The organism is Pseudoalteromonas ardens, from assembly GCF_030125445.1.
In the GTDB taxonomy this organism is placed as follows: Bacteria; Pseudomonadota; Gammaproteobacteria; order Enterobacterales; family Alteromonadaceae; genus Pseudoalteromonas; species Pseudoalteromonas ardens.
In genome coordinates, this window is the sequence record NZ_JASJUV010000003.1 from 642,601 (window position 1) to 668,363 (window position 25,763).

The window sequence follows — 25,763 nt, forward strand, 5'->3', positions numbered from 1 at the left end:
ATGCAATGACTTGAGGACGACAATGAAACTCTATATCGGAAACAAAAACTACTCTACCTGGTCACTAAGAGCTTGGTTAATAATTGAAAGGCATCAACTAAATTTCGAGGAAGTGGCGCTTAAATTGGAGACGGAGGGATTCTACAAAGCGCTGTCCGGACTTAGTCCGACACAAAAAGTGCCTGTATTGGTTGATGGTGAATTGGTTATCTGGGAATCGCTAGCGATTTGTGAATACATCAATGAAGCTTATCTATCAGGAGAAGCCTGGCCTGATTGCCCTAAGCTGCGCGCAAGGGCACGAGCCCTGAGTTCAGAAATGCACAGCGGTTTTTTGGCACTCAGAGTGGAAATGCCAATGAATATTAGGGCACAAAGACACGTACAATTATCGGCGGCGGCGCAAAAAGACATCGCGCGGATCAGTCAAATTTGGCAGACGCAGTTAAGCGAATTTGAAGGGCACGGTGGTTGGTTGTTTGGCAGCTGGAGTATTGCGGATGCCATGTTTGCACCTGTCGTGATGCGCTTCATCACCTATGGCGTTGATCTCGGCCCACAAGTCAAAGCTTATATGGACAAAGTAGCGGCATGTCCGGCGATGCAAAAGTGGTGTGCGGAGGCGCTGCTTGAACAGGATGTTGTCCCTGGTGATGAAGCAGGTGTCCCACGTTAATAACTCAATCTGCGCCCCATATGCCGGAGTATGCTGCACATTACATCCTTAATTTCGTAATATACTCACCGTTGTATGTTAGTTAATAATAGAGGTGCCGCATGCTTATTCCGGTTGACACTCATAACCTGCCTGTTTATCTGAACTTAGCCCAGGCCTATGAGGCTGAGTTTTCAGTACTCACACATAAAAGCCCCGGCGCGGATGGCTTGTTCGCACTAGACACTGTTTTGGAAGGAAATGTCACAGGTTATCTATGGTATGACAATGAAACGCCGGTTGGTCTGGCGGCAATCGCACAGTATCAGAAAGACGAATTTGAGGTGTGTGAGTTTTATATTGTGCCGCGATATCGTAAAGCAGGACAAGGTGCTCAATTTGCTCACACTCTCTGGGCTAAACAGCCGGGTCTGTGGACAATTAAACAAATCGTTGGCGCTGAGTATGCAACCCAGTTTTGGCGCCGCGCAATTGCGTCTGCCGGGATAGAGGGCATGCAAGAAGACACGTATCAAGATCCATACTGGGGTAAAGTAACGCGTCAGCGGCTTCGCAATGATACTAGCCCAGTAAGCTAATTAATCGCATATCAGGCGCGGACCTGGCTCAGTATATGCTGACAATCCGGGAGCGCCATAAAGTGTGGTACCGGGTAATCCGGGTGTGCTTCGTCGAGTGCCATTCTTGCCAGTGATTGAATGTCGTCTTTGCGTACTTCATTAAGTTGAGTCTGAATATTCAATTGTGCAAGTAAGTGGGTGATATGCGTGATGAGATCCTGCGCCTGTTGCGCTTCGGGGTAGTCCAGAGAAGTCAGACTACAGTGGCAAGCAATCTTAGCCAGCCGAGGGTGTATTCTGCTGCCATACCAGTGCAGCACAGGTAACAACAAAACGGCATTTGCAAGGCCGTGTGGGGTGCCGTATCTGGCGGTAAGCTGGTGTGAAATGGCATGAATATAGCCAACGGAAGTTCGGGTAAATGCCTGTCCGGCCAGAAACGAGGCATATAACAGCTTTTCTCTCGCATTTAAATCCTGACCATCCTGATAGGCAGTCGGTAAATGGGTAAATATGAGTGCACATGCCTCAAGTGCTTTGCTATCGGTGTGCTTGGTGGCATTGATACTTAACAAGGCTTCGATGGCATGTGTCAGTGCGTCTATTGCTGTGGTGGCGGTGATCCCGGCGGGTAAGCTTGTGGTGAGTTGGCTGAGTAACACCGCACGTTGAGGTACCAGGCAAAAATCGGCGGCGGCGAGTTTTTTATTATGTTTATCGTCGTTAAATACCGCTGCAACTGTGGTTTCTGAACCAGTGCCAGCAGTCGTTGGTATCGCGATGTTGGGTGGTAGCGTTTTAAGCACCTTAAACAGCCCAGAGAAAGCGTCAACTGAACGATTTGGTCTGACAACACGGGCACCGATTAATTTCGCGGCATCCAGTACAGATCCGCCTCCAACACTAATGATTGCCTCACAGCGATGTTGTTTATAAGTCTGATATCCTTGTTCAATATTCTCTATCGTGGGATTGGCCTGGACCTGATCGTATATAACAGGACACAAGTTGCGAGTGTGCAGGGCACTGAGTACAGGTTTAATGACCTCTAACTCGTACAGTACAGTGTCTGTGACGACCATGACCTGCGTCTTACTGGGTAAAGATAAGTCAGCAATAGCATCATCTAGCCCGTGTGTGCCTTGATATAGCTTAGGTGCAGGAATACCAAAGAATCTGACAATCGACTTCAGTAAAAAATGATAGCAGCGGTAAAGAAGGTACATTGCTTACTTTGCTCAAGTGATGTTTCATTGCACAAAAGCATAGCCGAGGTTATCAGGAAATAGCAAAGTTTTAGTGACAGGTGACTGAATTGTCGAAACTTTAGAAGGTAATGAGCCAGCGAGCGCTGGCCCACACAAAAGGCGATTACACAACGCCACGTGGCAGGCGGCAGTCGTGATCCTTTTCAGCCAGTTCAATGATCCAAGCTTCTTCTGCGGTATAGCCATCATCATTAGCTTTAACAACCGTGAACGGTGCTGCTTTTTTAACAGCAGGCGCAGTGGCCTTCGTTGTTGCTTTTTTCTGTGGCGCAGCTTGTTCTGTTGCGGCTGTTCCTGAAGTTAGCTCTTCGGTCAAAGCTGCTACATCTGCCAGACGCATATTTTTACCACCGTCAATGCTGTACCAGCCAGGCTTAGTGGTGATCTCAGGCTTCTTGCCGTTTGCGGCTTCATATGCGGCTTCAAATGCACTTAAAACTTCAGTTTTATCTAGTTTACTCATCGTAAATCCCAGTCGTGTTATACGCGGATACGCAGGTTAAGATTAAACGATATTTATACCTATTTTTGAGGTATTTTTCAATTTTTTGCGCTTTTAAGCTCTGATTCATCGCAAATCAGTATGTGATTAGGTGTAATGTGTCCGACTTTTGGACTAGTTCATATCGACTGAGGGTCAATCATACGGCGCAACGCAATCCACTGTCGACCCAACACTTCATGCGCATAGGTGGTGACGGCTTGCAGTACGGATGCACTTGCAATAAAGCGCTTATAGCCAGGTGTATTCGTGAAACCATAAAATTGCACCGGTGCCGCAATGGTATCAATGCCTTGGGCAGCGAATAAATCCTGTGCCCGTCTCATATGGCTGGCGGATGTGACTAATGCTACTTTACTATCAACCAGTTTGCTTGCAAGTAACAAAGCCTCGTCTGCCGTGTCTCTGGCCTTTGGATTTTGCATTATTTTGCTTGCAGGCGTACCTAATGCGATTGCGGTGTTAGCCATCAGGCGACTGCTACCAGCGCCTGATACAATCAGATAGGCTTTCGGATAGTGATGACTGAGTCTCAGGCCTTCTGTGAGGCGAGATAAGGCACAACCGGATAGCTGTAAATTGGCTGTCAGCCTGTCATTCGGGTTAAGGCCACACCCAAGTACCAGGATATAATCGACATCCTGATGTTGATGAATGGGAAAAGGGTGTAATTTTGCTTCCGTGGGGCTTATCAGTTTGTCTGCAACAAAAGGGGTGCTGAAAGCCCAGAGGCTTATCATAAGCACCCAGCTGAGCAAATAGGATTTACGATGTGTTTTTGCAATAAACAGTAAAGCAAGCGCAAGTAATAGCAGCGTCAGTGGTAAAGGCATCAATAATGAGCCAATGACCTTTTTCACTTCAAACATAAAATTATCCGTTTATGTAGTTTGCGCTTAGTTTACTCCTATTGCTGTACAATTGCGTAGTGTAAATCCGCTCGATTGCGGATTAACGACTCACAGATTGCTTGCAGGTGTTCAGGAAGTGTCTGTATACCGGGTTATCTTTCATATTCTTTTTCATTGCTAAGTACATAGGACGGTTCAACCCAAGCGCACCTAAAGGAATTGATTTGATCAGACCCTGACTCTCGTAGGGTGTAACCAGCCAGTCCGGCAGGGCCGCAACACCCATACCGGCACTGACCAGCTGAAATATCAATAACCCTTGATCCACGGTTTTTAACGTGCCGTCAAAGCGGGCGTTTTGGATGAAGTGTTTGAAAATATCCTGGCGCTCTTTGGGAATAGGGTAAGAAATAATGGTTTCGTCTTTCAGATCAAGGGCTGTGACATAGGCTTTTTTAGCAAGCTCATGATCTGGGGCCACAATAAGCTTAAGTTTAAAGTCGAAGATATGGGCATACTCAACTTGATCGGGTTCACGAATATCTGAAGTCAGAACCAGATCAAGCTCATCGCTGAGCAGCTCCGGAATTGCGTCATAACTAAAGCCACGCTCGTAATCGACTTTTATGTCAGGCCAGAAATTGTTAAATTCTTTAATCGTTGGCAGTAACCAGTGGAAACAAGCATGGCATTCGACACTGAGCCGAAGTTGTGAGATCGGTTGATTCAGGCTTTCTTTGAGGCGACATTTGGTCGCTTCCACTTTGGGAAGTACGTCATTTGCCAGTTCCAGCAATAGCATCCCCTGAGGCGTAAATCGCACAGGTTGGGTCTTACGTTCAAATAATTGGCAATCCAATTTGTTTTCCAGGTCTTTGATCTGGTGAGAAAGTGCTGACTGAGTGAGGAATAACTCACGCGCTGTATTGACCAGTGATCCGGTTTCTTTCAGGGTCGCTATGGTTTTTAAGTGCTTTATATCTATCATCATCAACAAATCTCATTCTAAACGTGAGTAAAACTCAGATTACACCCATATTACGCTGTGAATCCTAGCTATTCAACGTCTAGACGTCTATAAATCCAGCAGCGATTGACTTAATATTTACAAAATTACTATAGCATTATTTTTGACAGCGTTGTCATTCTTTATTTGACTTTTTTTTAAAAAAATACAATTTAATTTTACTCATGTTAGCTTCGAGAGGCGCTTGGTGGGAAAATAATCACTCACCTGTGATCTCTGCGTCATCTGATGGAGTTGCAGGGGCTGCGCTGAGGCTTGGTGAATATCTAAGGTGGTGCGCTTTAATGCCCATGGTAGTCATACATTTTTTGTGTCGTCAGTGCAAAGAAAGCTGGTTTTTGTGTCAGACGTATAGGATACCGGCTCTTAATCTGAGTGATGATGTTGCAACCTGGAGGAGGCGACATAAAGACTACAGTGATTGGGTAGTTGGCATAAGCTACCCAGCGTTGATCTTATCGACATGCTGTCGCCAGTTTCGCTATACCTTATTAGAGATATCTTTGGTTGTGAATTTGACCTGCTCCGATTGTAAAAAGGCCAAAGCCTGGTCTGCCTGAAGAGGGTGAGAAATCAAAAAACCTTGTCCGTACTGACAGGCTTTACCACTGAGTGTCTGAAATTGTTTAGCTGTTTCGATCCCTTCGGCGACGACTTCCAGATCCAGAGATTTTGCCAGCGACAAAATGGCATCAACCAGGGGGTTGTCCTGATCTGTGAGCTGTTGAATGAAGCTCTTATCAATTTTAAGTATATGAATAGGCAGCTGATGCAAGTAACCCAGCGCAGAGTATCCGGTACCAAAGTCATCTAGGTAAAGCTTCACCCCAAATGGAGACAGACCATGGATAACTTTTGTTGCCAGGTTGAGGTTTTCAATCAAGCCTGATTCGGTGATTTCGAGACTGAGTGCCCCCTGGTGCAGGTCGTAGGCGCGATATAAATTGGCAATCTGATCCACAAATTCCAGGCTAGCGAAATGACGTGATGAGACATTCACTGTCAGGCTGATGTCGCTGATCCCGATACTTTGCCACTGTGCTACCTGTTTTGCTGCTAATTCGAGTAAGTGCAAATCGAGCTCAATGATCTGGCCGGTTTGCTCTGCAATAGGAATAAAGTCATCAGGCGTGACCAGGCCGTTTTTTGGGTGGTGCCAGCGTACCAGGGATTCAAAACTGACAACCCTGGGCCGGGCCAGTGTGAATATGGGCTGGTAATACAGCTCAAATTCACCATTTTTAATGCCATTTTGCAGATCGTTTTCAATGTCAGCCTGCTGCTTCAGTTTCTTACGCATCTCATTATTGAAGTATCGGATCTGACTGCGTCCTGCCGATTTTGCTTCATACATGGCTGCATCGGCTTGTTGTAGCAGTGCGATGGCGCTGTCCGAATCACTGGAAGTGAATGCTACACCAATACTGCTGGAGGCTTGCAGCAGGTGACCATCGATTTGGATGGGTTTAGCAATGGCGTTCGTGATCCGCTCCAGCGCTAATTCAACCTGTTGTTTGTCGCCTATATTCTCCATAAAAATAGCGAACTCATCACCGCCCAGGCGTGCAAAGGTGTCCGTTTTTCGAATGCAGGTCTGGATAAGGTTAACAATGGCTACCAGAAAGTGGTCGCCGACATCGTGTCCCAGTGCATCGTTAATGCTTTTGAATCTGTCTAAATCAAGGTATAGGAGACAATGCTGACGTGTCGGTTTACTTCGTCCCAGAGATAAAATGGCATGTTTTATCCGTTCCAGCATTAAATAGCGGTTTGCCAGGCCGGTTAGATCATCATGCAATGCCCGGTGTTCGAGGGCATGGCGGGCAAGGCGTCTGTCTATGGCCATACTGAGCTGACGACTAATATAGGTCAAAATGGCTTTATGGTGGCGGCTAAATGCTCGGTCGTTGTCGTAGCTTTGCAGCACAACGACACCCTGATATTGGTCATTTACCACGAAGGGGACACCAAGCCAGGAGCGAGGAGATCGGCCAACCATTTTAAAATTTTGATTTTCGATGTGGCTCAGAAACTGCTGGTGGTCGCACAGCAAAGACTGCTGCTGTTTAATAATATAGTAAGAAGCGGTGTGTTTTATCTGCTCTTTAGACACTCTCTGATGTGCGCTGCATTTGACACCGGCTTCTATCAGGTAATCAATCTCTAGCACATCCTGCTGGGTATCGTAAAGTCCGATAAAACAGTTCTCAGCAGGGAGTTGTGAACAGATAATGCTGTACAGCTCATCATAAAAGGCTTCCAGGTTACGGGATTGATAAGTGATGTTGGCGATTTTCAGCAGACACTTTTCCAGCTGCTGTGCTTCATTCAATTGCGTCACTGTGGCCGTCAGATGGTCCAGTGTTCTGACCTGATGAATTTTAGCACTGAGTAAATGTGCTACGGTTGACAGGATCTGCAAATGTGCCTGGGTAAAGTAGTCCGCTTCCGGATGCTCACAGTCGATAACACCGAGTAAGGTGTTTTCATACACTAAAGGGACACATAATTCAGAGAGCGCTGGTCGGGTATCGGCAATATACATAGGCTCCAGGGCAACGTTACCTGAAAGGAAGGGTTGCTTAGTTCTTGCAACATGACCTGTGATCCCGGCGGCAACCGGGATCCTTTGCTGGCTGACCTGGTGACTGATGTCCTTATGTGCAACGCCCATACTGGCGACGACATCGAGATATTCGCCAGCCGGATCAGTGAGGTAAATCACACAATCTACAAACCCGAGGCGGCTGACCACCTGACTGGTAACATAGTCAAAGAGTTCATCGAGGTGGGTTATCTGAAGCAGCGACGATGAAAACTGGTTAATAATGCTCAACTGTTCGGTTTTTGATTCTAGTTTTGTTTCTGACAGTATTGGCATGGCACGGGCCTGATTACTTAATCTTCGACTATGTTAACGCTCTTAAATCATGCGTTACAGTCAATGTTGCAATTTAATTGCTATTTACTGTAAACCTGATGACACTTTTACGACATGGACTATTAGGCGTAAAAACTTTACTAACCTGCTGGCTCAGCCTATGATCGGGCAAATTCAGTAGTGGGAAAGAGCAATGACAAGTAAACAGACCTTAACAATCACTCGTCCGGACGATTGGCATGTGCATCTTCGTGATGGCGCTGTACTCGTTGACACTGTGCGCGATATCAGTCGTTATATGGGTCGGGCAATCATCATGCCAAATTTGGTACCACCTGCAACTTGCACACAGAGTGCATTGGCTTACCGGGAACGTATTTTGGCTGCCCAGCCAAGCGGGCAGTTCGAGCCTCTGATGGTATTATATTTGACTGATAACACCAGTGCTGAAGAGATCCGAGCGGCGAAAGCCAGTGGTCATATTGTCGCTGCAAAATTATACCCAGCGGGCGCAACAACCAATTCAGATTCGGGCGTAACCGACATTGAGAATATCTACCATATCCTGGAAGTCATGCAGGAAGTTGGTATGTTGCTGTTGGTACACGGTGAAGTTACGGATTCCTCGATCGATATTTTCGACCGCGAAAAAGTGTTTATTGAAACCAAACTCAAAAAAGTGGTTGATGCATTTCCTAAGCTCAAAATTGTACTGGAGCATATTACGACGCAAGATGCGGTTGAGTTTGTAGAGTCAGCGCCAGAGAATGTTGCTGCGACGATTACGGCGCATCACCTGCTATACAACCGCAACCATATGCTGGCAGGTGGCATTCGTCCACATTATTACTGTTTGCCTATTTTAAAGCGTAATACTCATCAACAGGCGTTACTGCGGGCAGCAACCAGTGGCAGTAAAAAGTTCTTCCTGGGTACTGACTCGGCACCTCATGCGAAAGATAAGAAAGAAGCTGCGTGTGGATGTGCAGGGGCTTACACGGCACATGCCGCAATTGAGCTTTACGCTGAAGCATTTGAAGAAGCGGGTGCGCTGGATAAACTTGAGGGCTTTGCCAGTCACTTCGGCCCAGACTTTTATGGGTTGCCTCGTAATACTGACACCATTACTTTAGAAAAAAACAGCTGGCAGGTGCCGGACTCTTACCCCTTGGGTGATACTCAGGTTGTGCCAATTAAAGCTGGTGCCAGTATCGACTGGCAGGTAGTTTAAGACACATTTATGAGGGCAGCCTGGCTGCCCTTTCTTTTGCGCTGCCATTTCTCATCAAGTGCAAAGCGAGACTTCAATACTTGCCGCATGTGGACACTCATTTCTATACTGCTATGGTTTGATCAGCAGGGGCTCACACAGTGCATAACTGGCGCCAAAAAAGAAAGGGAGCGCCTATTCACGGCGGCGGACTTTTTTGTAGTACGGTACTTAATGCCTCATCCATTTTCTCTATGAAGTCAGATTTAAACGGATATTGGCCTTCATATCCTTTGAGGTATCCGATATGAGCACTGCGACTGAGGACCACACGGTCTTCGACAAATGATTGCGCGGTTATGCCAGGTAGCTGTTCTTGTAGCTCACTGATACCTATCAAAGTTGAGAGTCTGTCATTGATGTAGCAGTCGACTCTCTTTTTATAAAGTTTAATGATATTCGCACGGGTGTTTTTATTTTCCCAGACAACAATCCGTCCGGTTTTTCGTGCTTCTTTGAGTGCATCATCAAGGATGAGAAAGCCAGCGTTCAATCCGATATTAATGGGCGCCTGTTGGTCATCACGTTGGGTGACGTTTTGTAACGTGATACCTGGATTACAAAATGCCACAACCTCTTCTTGTTTCAGAGCAACGGAATAAGGCCAAATAAAGGGACGGGTGTCACGATGGATATAAGGTGGCATCAGTGCGAAAGCTTCCCCATTTTCGAGCGCGGAAACGCCTCTTTTCCAGGGAATAGGGCGAAGCTCCACCAGGTAATCTTCTTTGATCAGTTTCGCAGCCTCTCGGATCAGTGTTGGGTATATGCCAACTAATTTACCTTCCTGAACATAGGAATAAGGCGGGTAGCTGTCGTCAGCTAATATTGTGACGCTTATCGGGCTGGCGGCACGCACTATAAAACACGCAAACAAGCTCAAAACACATGCCAACTGCTTCACTCGGTGGTAACCAGAACCGCTGTTGTCTTGGTTTCTGCACTGTCTTGCACTAACTACTCCTGACACTGCTGCATTTCCTGTAGGAAGCCCTAGTCTAAATGTAGATAAGATCTGTTCAGATGTCAGCATTAGATCTGACGGCATACCCGCTTTGGCGAAAAAGCCAGCTGTGTAAGGTCGCGTAATGTCATCATTATGACCCAAGGATTACAATCTCATGCTCAGAAGTAGAGTATTTCTTCTTCCCGAGATACGCACTGTAGCAGAATTCGACGTCAGGACACTCAGATAGGCACAGGCATGGCACATCTTTTATTAGCGCAAACCAATGATCACATTCTTCTTAATCCAAACCACCGTTTTGGCCGAGCAGAGGGGGAGGTGGATACTCAGGTGTTAGGAGTAGAAATCTCACGCCATCATGCCGTTATTGTCTGGACGGGGGAGCAATGGATACTTCGCGATACCAGCAAAAATGGGGTGTTTGTAAATCAAAATAGAATAGTGCCAGAAACGGATAGGGTGTTGAGTATAGGCGATGTGATCACTTTTTCAGAGCTCCACCCTCATAGCTTTATCGTGAGCTCTTTGGCCCCGCCAGAGTAAAGTTCTTTGTGGTTGGTATTCTAAAAAGAGGGATTAAGCAGGTGTGCTGAACACCTGCTTAGAACACGATTAGCTATGATAATTTTCACATGCTTCGAGTGTGTTCTCGATGAGACTTGCGACGGTCATAGGTCCAACACCGCCTGGTACTGGTGTAATGAAGCTAGCCCGTTGTGCGGCAACGTCATATTGTACATCACCTACCAGTTTGCCAGATTCTAGCCGGTTAATGCCCACATCGATGACCATTGCGCCTTCTTTGATCCAGTCGCCAGGGATGAACTCAGGTTTGCCCACAGCAACGACCAGCAGATCGGCCCGGCGTACATGCGCCTCAAGGTCTTGGGTAAATTTATGACAAACGGTCGTGGTACAGCCTGCCAGCAGCAGCTCTAGTGACATTGGCCGACCAACGATATTGGATGCACCCACAACAACAGCATGCATGCCTTTGTACCTGACCCCGGTTGAGTCAAGCAATGTAATTATCCCTTTTGGTGTACATGGGCGCAATGCTGGCATACGTTGCGCTAGTCGTCCGACATTATAGGGGTGGAAACCATCAACATCTTTATGTGGGTGGATTCGCTCCAGTACTTTCTCTGCATCTAGTCCGTCTGGCAATGGCAACTGGACCAGGATACCGTCAACGTTTGGATCCTGATTGAGCGTGTCCACCAACTCCAATAATTGCTCTTCACTTGTGTCTGCGGGTAGATCATATGACTTAGATACGAAGCCCACTTCTTCACACGCTTTGCGCTTTGAGCCTACGTACACCTGGCTGGCGGGGTCCTGGCCAACCAGAACAACTGCTAGTCCTGGTGCTCTGAGGCCCTGATTGATCCGCGCTGCAACGCGGTTGGCTACGGTATTGCGAACTTGTTTCGCAATGACTTTACCGTCGATGATGTTTGCCGTCATGACTGACCTTTAAATTTAAGGGTTAATTACTTGAACGATTATAGAGTGTATTAAAGGGGGTACTCTATTTATTAGAGGTTCACTGAGTCATCTGTATCAGCGCGAGGGCTTGCTCAGGACTGAGTACCGAAAAACTTAGGAAGCCGACTACTATTTTCGCAAAAAACCCCTAAATAGCCAAGCTGGATCCGACACTGGGCAACGTTATTATCTCGGTTAGAAGTAAAATTGCTGAAAAACCAGTCGCCTTGTTATATAAATTAAACGTTTTGAAGTAAAAATAGTCAGTTGGCATGTTTTTAAAAAAAAATGTTTGACCTCATCCGGGCAAATCACTATTATGCACCCCGTTGTCAACGAGGGGCTCGCAAGAGAAACTCTGAAAATAACACAATCGGCGATTAGCGCAGCTTGGTAGCGCACTTGGTTTGGGTCCAAGGGGTCGCAGGTTCAAATCCTGCATCGCCGACCACTTTCTCTCTTACTTAGAAGAAAGTAAATCAACGAAAGTTGGTGGTATGCACGAAGAAGCATTCTTTGCGCCGCGCCCGTAGCTCAGTTGGATAGAGCAACGGCCTTCTAAGCCGTCGGTCGAAGGTTCGAATCCTTCCGGGTGCGCCATTTTAAAATCCACATTGTAGTGGCGGCTGTAGCTCAGTTGGTAGAGCCCCGGATTGTGATTCCGGTTGTCGCGAGTTCAAGCCTCGTCAGTCGCCCCATCTACAAAACCTATATGTTCGGCGATTAGCGCAGCTTGGTAGCGCACTTGGTTTGGGTCCAAGGGGTCGCAGGTTCAAATCCTGCATCGCCGACCACTTTCAAAATTTATGCATTCGGCGATTAGCGCAGCTTGGTAGCGCACTTGGTTTGGGTCCAAGGGGTCGCAGGTTCAAATCCTGCATCGCCGACCATCTCTTCTTTTCTTAATTTTCCTAATTCCATTTTATATCTCTAAATTTTGTCCTTAGCTACATCAATTATTTGCCGTGATTGCTCGACTCTCCCGTTTTATAGGTTATAATGCCGCGTCTATTATTTAACATAGCGCCCTGTCTGGGCAGGCAGCAAGTCAGACAGAGATCAGCACTGGTTTTTAAACACCAAATGTTAGGATGTTTTAACGGTGGTCTGCTTAATCGATATTGAGCAAATATGATGGTCTGCTGTCATCTGATCTGATAAAAAGTCGACTTGTTTGTAAGGAAGGCGCGTAGTCGCCAAAAATGAAAATTGAGGTTATATCATGCAAGTTTCTGTTGAGACGACTCAAGGTCTTGAGCGCCGTCTGACTATCACAGTTCCAGCTGAGAACGTTGAGACTGAAGTAAAAAAACGCTTACAACAACTGGCTAAAACACAGCGTATCGACGGCTTCCGTCCGGGTAAAGTACCAGTTTCTGTTATCAAAAAGCGCTACGGTGCTGCTGTGATGCAAGAAGTTGCTGGTGAATTGATGCAACGCAACTACATCGAGGCAATTGTTTCTGAAAAGATCAATCCTGCTGGCGCGCCTACTTTTGCTCCTAAGTCACTGGAAGTTGGTAAGGACCTTGAGTTTGATGCGACTTTTGAAGTTTACCCAGAAGTTGAACTGAAAGATCTTGAAAAGATTTCAGTAGAGAAGCCAGTCGTTGACGTAACAGAAGATGACCTGGCAAACATGCTGGAAACTCTGCGCAAGCAACACGCAAGCTGGACTGAAAGCGATGCAGTAGCGGGTGAGAAAGACCGTGTAACAATCGACTTCTTGGGTACAGTAGAAGGCGAAGAGTTCGAAGGTGGTAAAGCAGAAGACTTCCCACTTGAGCTTGGTCAAGGTCGCATGATCCCTGGTTTCGAAGATGGCATCATCGGCAAGAAAGCAGGCGAGGAAGTGGTTGCAGACGTAACTTTCCCTGAAGAATATCACGCTGAAAACCTGAAAGGTAAAGCAGCGCAGTTCAAGATCTCTGTGAAGAAAGTTGAAGTTCAGGAACTACCTGAGCTAACTGACGAGTTCGCAACTAAATTCGGTGTTGCTGAAGGTGGCGTTGACGCACTGAAAGAAGAAGTGAAGAAAAACATGACGCGTGAACTTGGTCAGGCTGTGAAAGCTCAGATCAAAGATCAAGCGATTAAAGGTCTACTAGAGACAAACGAAGTGGAAGTGCCAAAAGCACTTATCGACCAAGAAATCGATGCACTTCGTCAGCAAGCTGCACAACGTTTTGGCGGCGACGCGAAGAACATGCCTGAGCTACCAGCTGAGCTGTTCCACGAGCAAGCTGTAACACGCGTTAAAACTGGCCTTCTGTTAGGTGAAGTGATCAAAGCGAACGAGATCACGGTAGATGATGCAAAAGTTGAAGAGTTAATCGAAACTGTTGCTTCTGCTTACGAAGATCCAAGCGAAGTGGTTGCATACTACAAAGGCAACGATCAGTTGATGCAACAAATGCGCAACGTTGCAATGGAAGAGCAAGCTGTAGATGCGATTCTGGCAGCTGCTGAGGTTGCTGATGTTGAGAAGTCTTTTGACGACATCATGAACCCACAACAGGCTGCTCAGTAAGCACTTTTGATCTCGTCAAAGACGAAATCATTGACTTACTGTTAAGCTAACGTTTAAATGGCTCGTATTGCTCTGTGTTTTGCAGTGCTGCGAGCCATTTTTGTTTTATTTGCTCAAAGCAACACGGTTGTGCGTATACTTTTGTTTATCAGCATCTTTTGTATAAACTTACGTCTATAAACTTCTTGTCACTTGAGTAAACAAATCGTGCTTGTCCTTTGAATGAGACAGGCGGCCAGGTTTTGCAGTGCACTTCCCTGCTTATAAGGAATCTATAAAATGAATGACGGTATGTTTGATCCTCTAAACGCATTAGTCCCTATGGTTGTTGAGCAAACAGCGAAAGGTGAGCGTTCTTATGACATCTATTCTCGTTTGCTTAAAGAGCGGATCATCTTCCTGACCGGTCAGGTTGAGGACCATATGGCAAACCTGATCGTTGCTCAGCTGCTGTTCTTGGAATCAGAAAGCCCTGAAAAAGACATTTATCTATACATCAACTCACCTGGTGGCTCGGTGACTGCGGGTATGTCTATTTACGACACGATGAACTTCATCAAACCAGATGTCAGCACTGTGTGTGTTGGTCAGGCTGCCAGTATGGGCGCCTTTTTACTGTCTGGTGGTGCTAAAGGTAAACGTTACTGCCTGCCAAACTCTCGCGTTATGATCCATCAACCTTTGGGCGGTTTCCAGGGGCAGGCGTCGGACTTTGAGATCCATGCAAAAGAAATTCTGACGATTAAAGAAAAACTGAATCGTCTGATGGCTGAACATACTGGCCAACCTTACGATGTGATCGCAAACGACACTGATCGCGACAACTTTATGAATGCCGAACAAGCCGTGGACTACGGTTTGGTTGATGCTGTTCATAGCAGCAGAAATATCAAGTAATCTATATTGGGCTGGTGTGTTTCTGATCACTGTTAGATAAATGCATCTGGCCCGGCTATACCAAAGGCAAAATTCTTTGGTATAGTTAAAACATGTATTGTGTTATCGAAGTAGATAACTGACCAAATTTAAGAGGTAGCTGAATGTCAGACACTCCTACAGACGGCGACAAGAATAGTAAGCTCTTATACTGCTCATTTTGTGGTAAGAGCCAACATGAAGTACGCAAGTTGATCGCTGGACCGTCAGTGTACATTTGTGATGAATGCGTCGAACTGTGTAACGACATCATTAGAGAAGAAATCAAGGATATAGCGCCGCAACATGATTCGTCTGATAAATTGCCGGTACCAAGAGAAATCCGCAATCACCTTGATGACTATGTGATTGGCCAGGAGCACGCGAAAAAAGTGCTCTCAGTTGCTGTTTATAACCATTACAAGCGACTGAAAAATCAAGGCTTAAAAGGTGATGTTGAGCTTGGTAAGAGTAATATACTACTAATCGGTCCAACAGGTAGTGGTAAAACACTGCTTGCAGAAACACTGGCACGCTTACTGGATGTGCCTTTTACTATGGCGGATGCAACGACATTAACTGAAGCCGGTTATGTGGGCGAGGATGTCGAGAATATTATCCAGAAGCTTTTACAGAAGTGTGACTACGATGTAGAAAAAGCACAGCGTGGTATCGTTTACATCGATGAGATCGACAAAATTTCGCGTAAGTCGGATAACCCATCCATCACGCGTGACGTGTCTGGTGAAGGCGTTCAACAGGCGCTACTGAAACTCATCGAAGGCACGGTAGCTTCGGTGCCGCCACAAGGCGGACGTAAGCATCCTCAGCAAGAGTTTTTACAAGTAGACACATCGAAAATCTTGTTTATTTGTGGTGGTGCCTTTGCCGGTCTGGACAAAGTCATCGAGCAGCGTAGCCATACTAACACGGGTATTGGTTTTGGTGCTCAGGTGAAATTATCTGACAGCGAAAGATCTTTAAGTGAAACATTCAAAGATGTTGAGCCAGAAGATCTGGTCAAATACGGTCTAATCCCTGAGTTTATCGGTCGATTACCTGTAGTTGCGACTTTAGCTGAACTCGATGAAGATGCGCTTATTCAAATCCTCAATGAGCCTAAAAACGCATTGACCAAGCAATACGGTGCGTTGTTCAAAATGGAAGGGGTTGAACTTGAGTTCCGAGAAGATGCACTTAAGGCTATTGCGCACAAGGCAATGGAGAGAAAAACAGGTGCCCGTGGACTGCGCTCTATTGTTGAGGGCGTGTTGCTGGATACCATGTACGACCTGCCTTCGATAGAAGATGTAAGTAAAGTTGTGGTAGATGAAACCGTCATTAAAGGTGAATCTGACCCAATTTTAATCTACGAAAATAACAGTCAGGATAAAGCTGCGTCGGAGTGACGACCAGGTTTTATCGCAAAAAGGAGCCTCAGGCTCCTTTTTTTGTCTACAGTTTAGTTGTACCAGCAATCTATAATACCAATTTCACTTAATACCTGTTCAATTTGACGGAGCAAATATGACGCTAACAGCGTTAGAAATTTCTTATTTAGAACAACTAAATAGCAAAATTTTTGCCTTGTTATCGAGCCTACTTTCTCGCCTCAAAATGGAACACTTAATTAAGCAAATTGGTATAAACTCAAACTAGAAATTGATATGGATTGGTATATAGGTTGAACTTTTTGAAGGCAATCCCCATATACTTCCCTAATCCTTGAAACTAATGAAGTGCGAAGAGAATATAATGACGCTTGAGAGAATGGATCGAGTCGAGATACCCGTATTGGCACTGCGTGATGTGGTCGTATACCCTCATATGGTGATCCCGCTGTTTGTAGGCAGAGAAAAATCAATAAAATGCCTCGAAGCAGCGATGGAAAATGACAAGCAAATTTTTTTGGTGGCGCAAAAAGAAGCGTCAATTGATGACCCCGACACGGATGACATTTATCAGGTCGGTACTGTCGCCACTGTGCTGCAATTACTGAAGCTCCCTGATGGTACTGTTAAAGTACTGGTTGAAGGTACCCAACGAGCCAAAATCGAACGATTTTTGGTGACCGATGAATACTTCCTGGCCGAAGCGCAGTTTATTGCCTCTGAGAACATTGAAGGTCCTGAGCAGGATATTTTTATCCGCAGTGCTATCAGCCAGTTTGAAGGGTATGTAAAGCTTAACAAGAAGATCCCGCCAGAAGTACTGACTTCCGTTTCCGGCATCGATGAAACCGCACGTCTTGCGGACACAATGGCAGCGCATATGCCAATTAAAGTACCAGAGAAACAAAAGGTACTTGAGTTGTACAACGTCACCGACCGGTTAGAATATCTGATGGCCCTGATGGAAGGTGAGATTGATCTGCTTCAGGTTGAGAAAAAGATCCGCTCGCGGGTCAAAAAACAGATGGAAAAGTCTCAGCGTGAGTACTATCTCAATGAACAAATGAAAGCCATTCAGAAAGAGCTGGGTGAGCTGGATGATGTGCCTGATGAATTTGAAGCGCTGAAAAAGCGTATATCAGAAGCACAGATGCCTAAAGAGGCGGAAGAAAAGGCAACCTCTGAGCTTAATAAGCTGAAGATGATGTCACCTATGTCGGCCGAGGCGACAGTGGTGCGCTCTTATATCGATACGCTGATTGGCGTCCCCTGGAAAAAGCGCTCTAAAGTTAAGAAAGATTTGGCTAATGCCCAAAAGATCCTGGATGCAGACCACTATGGTCTGGAAAAAGTTAAAGAGCGCATTATCGAGTATTTGGCAGTTCAGCAACGAACAAACAAGCTGAAAGGACCTATTTTGTGTCTTGTGGGACCACCTGGGGTTGGTAAAACCAGTTTGGGGCAATCTATCGCACGTTCAACAGGGCGTAAATATGTGCGTATGGCGCTGGGCGGCGTGCGTGATGAAGCCGAGATACGCGGCCACAGACGTACTTATATCGGCTCAATGCCGGGTAAGCTGATCCAGAGTATGACCAAAGTGGGTGTAAAGAACCCGTTGTTCTTGCTAGACGAAATCGACAAAATGTCTTCGGATATGCGCGGTGATCCGGCTTCAGCTTTATTAGAAGTGCTCGATCCGGAGCAAAACAGCAGTTTTGCTGACCACTATTTGGAAGTTGAGTATGACTTATCGGATGTGATGTTTGTTGCTACGTCCAATAGCTTCAATATTCCGGGTCCACTGCTTGACCGTATGGAAGTGATCCGCTTGTCGGGTTATACCGAAGACGAAAAGCTCAACATCTCTAAGCAGCATTTAATCCCGAAGCAAATCAAGCGTAACGGATTGAAGGAGCACGAGATTGAGATTGAAGACAGTGCCATCATTGATACTATTCGCTACTACACGCGAGAAGCGGGTGTTCGTAACCTTGAGCGTGAACTGTCAAAATTGTGCCGCAAAGCCGTTAAGAGCATTTTGCTGAGCAAGTCAAAAGACAAAGTTGTGATCAATGCTGAAAATCTGGAAAGCTATCTGGGTGTGCAGCGTTTTGATTATGGTAAGGCTGAAGATGGCGACCGCGTTGGTTTGGTTACAGGGTTGGCCTGGACTGAAGTGGGTGGTGATTTGCTGACCATCGAGTGTGCGGCAGTGCCAGGTAAGGGCAAGCTGGCGTATACTGGCTCTTTGGGTGATGTAATGCAGGAGTCGATCCAGGCGGCTATGACCGTGGTACGCAATCGTGCTGAAAAGCTGCGGATCAATGGTGATTTCTACGAAAAGCGTGATATTCATGTTCATGTTCCTGAGGGTGCAACGCCGAAAGATGGTCCAAGTGCAGGTATTGCTATGGTAACGGCGTTAGTTTCAAGCTTAACGGGTAATCCGGTGCGCAGTGATGTTGCAATGACAGGTGAAATCACTTTACGTGGCGAAGTACTACCAATTGGTGGACTTAAAGAGAAGTTGCTTGCAGCTCACCGTGGTGGCATCAAAACGGTAGTCATTCCTAAGAAGAATGAGCGTGACCTTAAAGAGATCCCGCAGAATGTCTTGGAAGGCCTTGAAATCCATCCTGTGAGCTGGATTGACGATGTTTTATCTCTGGCACTCGCTCATCCAGTAGACAGTTTTACGGTTGAGTCGCAAAAGTCGGTTGGCTAAAGCAGAAAAAGTACATAAAAGTGCGTAAAAAGGGTTTTCAAATCTACATGGTATGCTAACTTAAGCACTGTATTAGCCTGGTGGCCCACAACCCCCGTGGTTACTAGGCTTTGAGACATTAGATGAAATAGAGAATCGTCAGATTTCTCTGAGTTAACTACAAAAGTGATGTTAGTGGTAAGCCCTCATCGCTCTTGATAATAACAATGTAAGAGGATGATATTGTGAATAAATCTCAATTAATCGATCAAATTGCAGCTGATGCTGATATTTCTAAAGCGGCTGCTGGTCGTGCTCTGGATTCATTCATTGAGTCAGTAACTGGTGCGCTAAAAGACGGTGACTCAGTTGCCCTAGTCGGTTTTGGTACTTTCTCAGTGCGTGAGCGTGCAGCACGTACGGGTCGTAACCCACAAACTGGTGCGGCAATCGAAATCGCTGCAGCTAACATCCCATCTTTCAAAGCCGGTAAAGCTTTGAAAGACGCGGTAAACTAAGCAGATTTCGCTCAGTCTGCCCAACGACCTATGTTAAGATAGTGTGATTGGGCCAGATAAGCTTCAAGATAAAAAGCGTATCTGCTAAGATACGCTTTTTTTATATCAGCTGGATAATGCCGCATATTGGCGAGGCTAAGTGTGATACATCGCATATGCGCTTCAATAGCCTGCACATAGATACTTGCAATCGCCGCGCTTATCCATATTAATAGGTACAGAGACAGGACGCTGATGTGTCACATTCAGCGGATCTGGGTACGCAGATAAACCCAAAGTACTGAGCGTGCTTTGACTTAGATAAGAGATAGAATAAATGCTAGAAAAGATTAGAGAAGGCTCACAAGGCCCGGCAGCCAAAATTATTCTTGGTGTAGTGATCTTGTCTTTTGCGTTGGCAGGGATCGGTGGTTACCTAGGTCAAACCACAGAGCAGGCCGTAGCAGAAGTAAATGGAGTCAAGATAACGCAAATGGAATTTTCCCGCGCTTATGAAAATGAGCGTGCACGTCTGGAGCGTCAGTTTGGCGAGTATTTCACACAAATTTCAGCAGATCCTGCATACATGGCTCAGATCCGCAGTGGCGTGATTGACCGTCTGGTACAACAAGAACTACAAAACCAGTTAGCCATTGAATTAGGACTGAGAGTGAGTGATGAACAAGTTAAGGAAGCGATTTTTGAGCTGCCTTACTTTCAGCTGGGTGGCGAATTTAGCAACGACAGATATTTACAGCTGATCCGCCAGATGAACTTCCAGCCTGACTCTTTCCGTGAGTACATGCGTGAAGAAATGACTCGTAACCAGTTGGTTTCAGCGGTTGCTGGCTCAGATTTCGTTTTAGATAACGAGCTAAAGCAAACACTGGCTTTGCAGCAGCAAACACGTGACATCGACTATCTGCTGCTGAGCAAAGAGACCGTTAAAGGTGAAGTGGCTGTGACTGAGGCAGAAATTTCTGACTATTATGAGCTTAATCAGGAACAGTTTCAGGCGCCAGAGCAAATTGCATTGCAGTACCTTGAGCTGAAATCTGACGATGTGACTTTGGATGAACCTGTGACGGATGAGCAAGTTCGCGCTTACTATGAAGAGAACCAGGCTCAGTATCTGGAAGAAGAGCGCCGTCGTGTAGCGCATATCCTGATCGAAAGTGCTGAGGATGCCCAAGCGGCAAAACAAAAAGCGGATGCTTTGTACCAGCAATTACAAGAAGGCAAAGATTTTGCGGAACTCGCTTCAGCTGAGTCTGACGATATTGCGTCTGCAGAAGTCGGTGGTGATCTGGATTGGATCGAGCGTGACATGATGGAGCCTGAGTTTGAAGAGGCTGCATTTGCACTTACTAACGTCGGTGACTTTTCTCCTGTGGTTGAAACTGAGTTTGGTTTCCATATCATCCAGTTAACCGATTTACAGGCACAGCAATCAAAAGCGTTTGAAGAGGTTGCCAGTGAATTGCGTGCAGAGCTGGAAAGCACAGCTAAAGCCAATGCATTTTATGAGAAGCAATCTCAGATCGCAGAGTTGGCGTTTGAAGTGGCTGATTCATTGGAAGATGCGGCAGCTGTGGCAGACATCGAATTGAAGAGCACTGAGTTGGTATCACGCATGGCGTTGCCTGCTCCGTTAAATGATCCCAGCATCGCGAACGCGATTTTCACACCTGAGCTGATCGAAGACAGAGTGAATTCAGAAGTGCTGGAAGCGGGTAATGAGCATATTGTTGTTGTGCGTGTTCTGGATCATAAGCCAGCCACGGTGAAGCCTCTGGAAGAGGTTACAGCGCAGATCAAAACGCGTCTTGAGAATGAAAAAGCGTCAGAGCTAATCAAAGAAAAGGCTAACACCTTATATGCACAGCTAGAAGACGGCAAGGCACTGAGCGACATCGCAGCAGCTGAATCTATAGAAGTTAAAACGGAAGCAGCTCTGAAGCGTCAGAGCTTCACCGTTGCGCCAGAAATCGTTCAACAGTCATTTAAACTGGCACATCCTGATGGTGAGCAGACGCAGTCTGCCCTGGTTGAGCTAAACAGCGGTGATGCTGCGCTATTGGTATTGAAAGCCGTTACGGTTGCAGAGGTGACAGGTGAGGTTGAGCCACAGCAGAAGCAAAATATCACTATGTCAGTGGTGAATAAGAACTTCCTGGCCCTGTTAGGTGCACTGGAGTCTGATGCTGAAGTTGTACGTCCAACGCTGCAATTTAGCGACGAAATGCAATAATGACAGGACTCGCTTGCGAGTTGTGAGTGCCTGAGTTTCTCATACCAGTACTCACAAGTAAGCAGTGATGACTGAATAAATAATCCGATATCAGTGTTCTGGTATCGGATTTTTTTATGCCTTCTGCCTCGTGAGCCTCCAGACGCGTCAATTCAATGGATAATTCCCCCTCATTTTGGAGGGAAATAATGAATACGCTCAGCGAGCCGGAGAAGTCTGCAACTATCACACAGCACTGACATTGCGCTTGCTGGGCCCTTATGCTCCCACATTTTCGCTTTCCTCTATTTTAAAGCACAGATATGGCACAACTAGCACGTGCTCACAGTGTAATTGCAATAGCTCTGACAGACACCTTTATGGTTTCTACGGCACTATGTATTGAGGCAAAAACGCATTGTTTTCAGCTTTAGCAGCCACTTCAACATAGGGTGAGCGCCTTGAAACAGTGGCTTTTTTGAACATTATGTGTCTTTAAATCTGTGTTTTTATTTTTATTTCTTTTTTAATCATGCGGTTGCGAGTAATTATTATGAAAAACGATAAGGTTTGATAATTAGTGTATTTCTGAGGTATTCGCTAAGGTTAATCAGGTCACCACGAAGGTGAAAACGATACAGCTAAATTGCTATAACAACAGGAAATCTGGTCATGCTTAAGTTGAAAGCCAAAAAGTTAAAAACCCTTACTGCAAAAGAGCTGCTGGCGCCTGGCCAAACACAGCATGTTGCTGGCGGGGCTGCACAGCAAATAGATACACATAGCATTACACAAATAGATACCACAACAAATCCCTGAACCTGACGCCCACCAAGGCATGTGACTGACATGGTAATGAAGGTAGTTGTATAGTCGGTCAGTAATAAAGCCGGGTAGTCAATTGTCAGGCACGTATCCACGACACACATTTAGGCAATGTAAAGAAGCAAAATGATCTATGTGCCCTGAGGAGGTAATTAAAGTGCGAGAGTCAGCCTCTACCACCTTTGGGAGCGTCTCATGCGTGTTATCAGGATGAGCAAATCCATCATAATGAGCTGAACGGCCATTGTTAGATAGCTGTATGAATACATTAGAAATCGCTTTATTGGGGAACCCTGAGATACCACTCTGTATCGAGAAGCCTAATTAAATTTACTTGGCTGAGAACCTGTAACTGGACTCAAGCCTACTTCTGAACTACTCCGACAGCTGAATTACCTCGACATTTGTACCACCTCGACAGCTGAATCACCTCGACAGCTGGATCACCTCGACAGCTGAATCACCTCGACAGCTGAATCACCTCGACAGCTGAAGCACCTCGACAGCTGAAGCACCTCGACAGCTGAATCACCTCGACAGCTGAAGCACCTCGGCAGGTTAATCACCTCGACAGCTGGATCACCTCGACAGCTGAAGCACCTCGATAGCTGAATCACCTCGACAGCTGGATCACCTCGACAACTGAATCACCTCGACAGGTTAATCACCTCGACAGCTGGATCACCTCGGTAGCTGAATCACCTCGACAGGTTAATCACCTCGACAGGTTAATCACCTCGACAGGTTAATCAACCGATACCTGAATTACCCCGACTTAGGAATCAATTCGACATCCGAATCAACGTTCAATTTAAACCTAAACGGACACTGAGATTTTATCCGCCTTAGGCTCGAACCTGAAACTACTCGGGAGAGGTTGCATTAAACGTTAAGCCAGGCCCAGACAATGCCTCAAACGAAGCTGAAAATTCCGCAGTTGCGGATTAATGCCATAGAGTGAACAGAGAAGCACATTATTGAGCCTGTCAGACAGGAGGCTGACTTCACATGATTCTTGTTTCTTTGGGGTTATTGGTCTCGTGGCTTCGAGCGTAAGTCGAACGAAGCTGTCTGTTTCTTTCGTATGGTTCGGGTGTGTAAAAAACCATAAAGGTAACCAGTGTAGCAAGTGATGTACTTTCCATATGTCAAAGGCCTCGGTTATTTTCCGTATTTTGATTTTAAAATGTCTACTTTGGGTGTTTTTATATTTTAATTTTTGAGTTGTCTTTGGGGGAGAGGGTGGATTCTGTTTTTTCGGCTTTAAAATGATGGGTTTTCTTTATTTTTAACTGATTTTTATGCTTGCTTTCTCTCGTTGTTTCTTGTTTCTTCGTGTTTTGATACGTGATTTCGCTTGCTTTTTCTGCTCTTTCTTCAGTATCGGGCAATACAAAGCTTACTATGCGAAAAGGTCTGGGTAATAAGTTTTTATTTCCATTAAAAACAATAATTTGTACTTGTTTGTTATCTCTAAGAATAATGTTTCATAACTAGGTTTTTTAGCGTCTCTGGTCAATGATAGTTGCATCACCACAACGGTGCTTAACTTTTAAAAATTAATTAGATGAACATTAAATAGAGATTGTCACGATGCTTAAACTTAAAACAAAAAAACTAAAAGAACTTACTAATAAAGAAATTAAAGATAATCGCCAAACTAAGTTTGTTGCAGGTGGAACAGATACGCATAGTATTACTCAGGTAGGATTTATTAACCCTAAAAACATCACTGGTTAATTAGAGTATAAAGCGTAACAGGAGTTGATAAATTGATGGGATCCTATCTTATATTAGCAATGGGGGCCGGATTGCAGTCTGTTTCAGGTAATCTCGTATTGCAAGAGCCAGCCAGTGAGTATCATTACTCCAGGGAGAATGGACGTGTTGTCGAGCTGGCTATTGAGGTTGGCAGTGAAGTAGCCAAGAAAAAAATGATGCTTCAATATGTCTCTGAGGACAGCAAGAAAACGAAAGCGCTGATCTCTAATGAAAACGGGTACGTTGACTATATAAACCCTAATGCCGTGCCCGGTAACGTATTCGCACCCGGCGAGTTGTTGCTGAGAGTACAAAGTAACCGTGTTTTTGGTGCCCATTACTTTGAGCAGCAAGAAATTGAAAGTATGAAGTTTGCCCTGGAGATACAGGCAAAGACTCGTTTATGGTTGTGCTCGGATGAGCGGCCTATTGAGGTCAGGGTGGACGATGTTGCAAAAAACAGTCTGTTGGTCTCAATGAAGCTAAAGAAAGAAGAATATAGTCAGCTACAGCATACCATCAGCGAGGGCAGTATTGCCTTGCATCAGTCAATACAGGCTTGTTTATAACCCATTTTCCCCTTAGGTATACTCTGTAGCAGTTAACGCATGTACTGCCAGTATGCCGTTCATAAAGCCATTTTTATGTGCATTCGTGCTTCTCATATGGGTCCACTTTTAAGCCGTGGACCCTTTTCCCTTTTGAAAACCCATATTTAAGTAAATCGAACCGACAGGGTGGCGAGAGCGTGCGCAAATTCGGGAACGTTTGTACCTGTTGACTAGTTCCAGATGAGAGGAGTAACTGAGTGTCTGTGTTTGGCCTGGTATCATTCGCCGGTATCTAATAAGTCAATCGAATCACCTATCCAACTCAATCACCAATCCAACTCAATTACCAATCCAACCGAATTACCAATCCAACTCAATTACCAATCCAACTCAATTACCAATCCAACTCAATCACCAATCCAACTCAATCACCAATCCAACTCAATTACCAATCCAACCGAATTACCAATCCAACCGAATTACCAATCCAACCGAATTACCAATCCAACCGAATTACCAATCCAACCGAATTACCAATCCAACTCAATTACCAATCCAACTCAATTACCAATCCAACTCAATTACCAATCCAACTCAATTACCAATCCAACTCAATTACCAATCCAACTCAATTACCAATCCAACTGAAGTAACAATCCAACCGAAGTAACAATCCAGCCGAAGTAACAATCCAGCCGAAGTAACAATCCAGCCGAAGTAACAATCCAGCCGAAGTAACAATCCAGCCGAAGTAACAACCCAGCCGGATCTCTGGCAGTAAGTCCATTCGTTTTGTCACTTTGCGCAGTGAAACGTACTTTACTCGAATTATTATCTCGTATGCGCATGCTGCCGCCGGATTGTTG

The 25,763-nt window shown here is 45.5% G+C and carries 22 protein-coding genes and 5 tRNA genes; 18 read left to right on the top strand and 9 right to left on the bottom strand.

What is annotated here, in order from left to right; translation table 11 throughout:
* The first annotated feature begins 22 nt into the window (after nt 1-22).
* Nucleotides 23-676: a glutathione S-transferase family protein gene (locus QNM19_RS13635; protein WP_049864605.1), complete on the top strand. Its 654-nt coding sequence runs from the start codon at nt 23-25 to the stop codon at nt 674-676.
* A gap of 101 nt (nt 677-777) precedes the next feature.
* Nucleotides 778-1,254 (top strand): GNAT family N-acetyltransferase, encoded by a 477-nt coding sequence (locus tag QNM19_RS13640; protein WP_049864596.1) that lies wholly within the window; start codon nt 778-780, stop codon nt 1,252-1,254.
* 11 nt (nt 1,255-1,265) lie between these two features.
* Here the strand turns inward: QNM19_RS13640 and QNM19_RS13645 are convergent, their stop codons facing one another.
* The 5 genes from QNM19_RS13645 to QNM19_RS13665 all read right to left on the bottom strand — a co-directional run bounded on the left by QNM19_RS13645 (nt 1,266) and on the right by QNM19_RS13665 (nt 7,765).
* Complete coding sequence (locus tag QNM19_RS13645; RefSeq protein WP_284026798.1) at nt 1,266-2,462, bottom strand: iron-containing alcohol dehydrogenase; 1,197 nt, start codon at nt 2,460-2,462, stop codon at nt 1,266-1,268.
* A 145-nt stretch (nt 2,463-2,607) separates the two neighbouring features.
* Nucleotides 2,608-2,967, bottom strand: a complete 360-nt coding sequence (locus tag QNM19_RS13650) for a hypothetical protein (RefSeq protein WP_049864597.1) — start codon at nt 2,965-2,967, stop codon at nt 2,608-2,610.
* 158 nt (nt 2,968-3,125) lie between these two features.
* Nucleotides 3,126-3,875: a YdcF family protein gene (locus tag QNM19_RS13655; protein WP_049864598.1), complete on the bottom strand. Its 750-nt coding sequence runs from the start codon at nt 3,873-3,875 to the stop codon at nt 3,126-3,128.
* A gap of 82 nt (nt 3,876-3,957) precedes the next feature.
* Nucleotides 3,958-4,845: a LysR family transcriptional regulator gene (locus QNM19_RS13660; protein ID WP_040645583.1), complete on the bottom strand. Its 888-nt coding sequence runs from the start codon at nt 4,843-4,845 to the stop codon at nt 3,958-3,960.
* A 520-nt stretch (nt 4,846-5,365) separates the two neighbouring features.
* Nucleotides 5,366-7,765 carry an EAL domain-containing protein gene (locus QNM19_RS13665; protein WP_284026799.1) on the bottom strand — a complete coding sequence of 800 codons (2,400 nt, stop codon included), beginning with the start codon at nt 7,763-7,765 and terminating at the stop codon, nt 5,366-5,368.
* Between the two features lie 193 nt (nt 7,766-7,958).
* Between QNM19_RS13665 and pyrC the strand changes: the two genes are divergently transcribed.
* Nucleotides 7,959-8,996: a dihydroorotase gene (gene pyrC / locus QNM19_RS13670; RefSeq protein WP_125564486.1), complete on the top strand. Its 1,038-nt coding sequence runs from the start codon at nt 7,959-7,961 to the stop codon at nt 8,994-8,996.
* A gap of 178 nt (nt 8,997-9,174) precedes the next feature.
* Here the strand turns inward: pyrC and QNM19_RS13675 are convergent, their stop codons facing one another.
* Entirely contained in the window at nt 9,175-10,005 is an 831-nt protein-coding gene (locus QNM19_RS13675) for a substrate-binding periplasmic protein (protein ID WP_284026800.1), read from the bottom strand.
* A 234-nt stretch (nt 10,006-10,239) separates the two neighbouring features.
* Between QNM19_RS13675 and QNM19_RS13680 the strand changes: the two genes are divergently transcribed.
* On the top strand, nt 10,240-10,545 hold the full coding sequence (locus QNM19_RS13680; protein ID WP_049864600.1) for an FHA domain-containing protein: 306 nt from the start codon (nt 10,240-10,242) through the stop codon (nt 10,543-10,545).
* Nucleotides 10,546-10,614: 69 nt separating this feature from the next.
* Here QNM19_RS13680 and folD read toward each other — a convergent pair whose 3' ends face one another.
* A complete protein-coding gene (folD, locus tag QNM19_RS13685; RefSeq protein WP_049864601.1) occupies nt 10,615-11,469 on the bottom strand; it encodes a bifunctional methylenetetrahydrofolate dehydrogenase/methenyltetrahydrofolate cyclohydrolase FolD in 855 nt (284 codons plus the stop codon).
* 395 nt (nt 11,470-11,864) lie between these two features.
* Here folD and QNM19_RS13690 point away from each other — a divergent pair.
* The 12 genes from QNM19_RS13690 to QNM19_RS13745 all read left to right on the top strand — a co-directional run bounded on the left by QNM19_RS13690 (nt 11,865) and on the right by QNM19_RS13745 (nt 22,579).
* Nucleotides 11,865-11,941: transfer RNA gene (locus QNM19_RS13690), tRNA-Pro, on the top strand.
* 72 nt (nt 11,942-12,013) lie between these two features.
* Nucleotides 12,014-12,090, top strand: a tRNA-Arg gene (locus tag QNM19_RS13695).
* A 22-nt stretch (nt 12,091-12,112) separates the two neighbouring features.
* A tRNA-His gene (locus QNM19_RS13700) sits at nt 12,113-12,188 on the top strand.
* A 19-nt stretch (nt 12,189-12,207) separates the two neighbouring features.
* Nucleotides 12,208-12,284 (top strand) — tRNA-Pro (locus QNM19_RS13705).
* Between the two features lie 19 nt (nt 12,285-12,303).
* Nucleotides 12,304-12,380, top strand: a tRNA-Pro gene (locus tag QNM19_RS13710).
* A gap of 332 nt (nt 12,381-12,712) precedes the next feature.
* The gene (gene tig / locus QNM19_RS13715; protein WP_049864602.1) at nt 12,713-14,020 is read left to right on the top strand and encodes a trigger factor; all 1,308 of its coding nucleotides are present in this window, start codon (nt 12,713-12,715) and stop codon (nt 14,018-14,020) included.
* A gap of 279 nt (nt 14,021-14,299) precedes the next feature.
* The gene (gene clpP, locus QNM19_RS13720; RefSeq protein WP_010386465.1) at nt 14,300-14,917 is read left to right on the top strand and encodes an ATP-dependent Clp endopeptidase proteolytic subunit ClpP; all 618 of its coding nucleotides are present in this window, start codon (nt 14,300-14,302) and stop codon (nt 14,915-14,917) included.
* Between the two features lie 143 nt (nt 14,918-15,060).
* Complete coding sequence (clpX, locus tag QNM19_RS13725; protein WP_049864603.1) at nt 15,061-16,344, top strand: ATP-dependent protease ATP-binding subunit ClpX; 1,284 nt, start codon at nt 15,061-15,063, stop codon at nt 16,342-16,344.
* A 346-nt stretch (nt 16,345-16,690) separates the two neighbouring features.
* Nucleotides 16,691-19,054, top strand: a complete 2,364-nt coding sequence (gene lon / locus QNM19_RS13730; protein ID WP_058797430.1) for an endopeptidase La — start codon at nt 16,691-16,693, stop codon at nt 19,052-19,054.
* Nucleotides 19,055-19,278: 224 nt separating this feature from the next.
* Nucleotides 19,279-19,551 (top strand): nucleoid-associated protein HU-beta, encoded by a 273-nt coding sequence (gene hupB / locus QNM19_RS13735; protein ID WP_010386462.1) that lies wholly within the window; start codon nt 19,279-19,281, stop codon nt 19,549-19,551.
* Between the two features lie 316 nt (nt 19,552-19,867).
* Nucleotides 19,868-21,781: a SurA N-terminal domain-containing protein gene (locus QNM19_RS13740; protein ID WP_049865118.1), complete on the top strand. Its 1,914-nt coding sequence runs from the start codon at nt 19,868-19,870 to the stop codon at nt 21,779-21,781.
* A gap of 651 nt (nt 21,782-22,432) precedes the next feature.
* A complete protein-coding gene (locus tag QNM19_RS13745; protein ID WP_156202337.1) occupies nt 22,433-22,579 on the top strand; it encodes a hypothetical protein in 147 nt (48 codons plus the stop codon).
* 1,211 nt (nt 22,580-23,790) lie between these two features.
* Here the strand turns inward: QNM19_RS13745 and QNM19_RS13750 are convergent.
* A complete protein-coding gene (locus tag QNM19_RS13750; RefSeq protein WP_284026801.1) occupies nt 23,791-23,976 on the bottom strand; it encodes a hypothetical protein in 186 nt (61 codons plus the stop codon).
* A 202-nt stretch (nt 23,977-24,178) separates the two neighbouring features.
* On the opposite strand from QNM19_RS13750, the gene QNM19_RS13755 reads away from it, so the two are divergent.
* Complete coding sequence (locus QNM19_RS13755) at nt 24,179-24,325, top strand: hypothetical protein (RefSeq protein ID WP_156202336.1); 147 nt, start codon at nt 24,179-24,181, stop codon at nt 24,323-24,325.
* 35 nt (nt 24,326-24,360) lie between these two features.
* Nucleotides 24,361-24,915 (top strand): hypothetical protein, encoded by a 555-nt coding sequence (locus tag QNM19_RS13760; RefSeq protein WP_049865116.1) that lies wholly within the window; start codon nt 24,361-24,363, stop codon nt 24,913-24,915.
* A 614-nt stretch (nt 24,916-25,529) separates the two neighbouring features.
* Here QNM19_RS13760 and QNM19_RS13765 read toward each other — a convergent pair.
* The gene (locus tag QNM19_RS13765; protein ID WP_284026802.1) at nt 25,530-25,745 is read right to left on the bottom strand and encodes a hypothetical protein; all 216 of its coding nucleotides are present in this window, start codon (nt 25,743-25,745) and stop codon (nt 25,530-25,532) included.
* Nucleotides 25,746-25,763 lie beyond the last annotated feature (18 nt).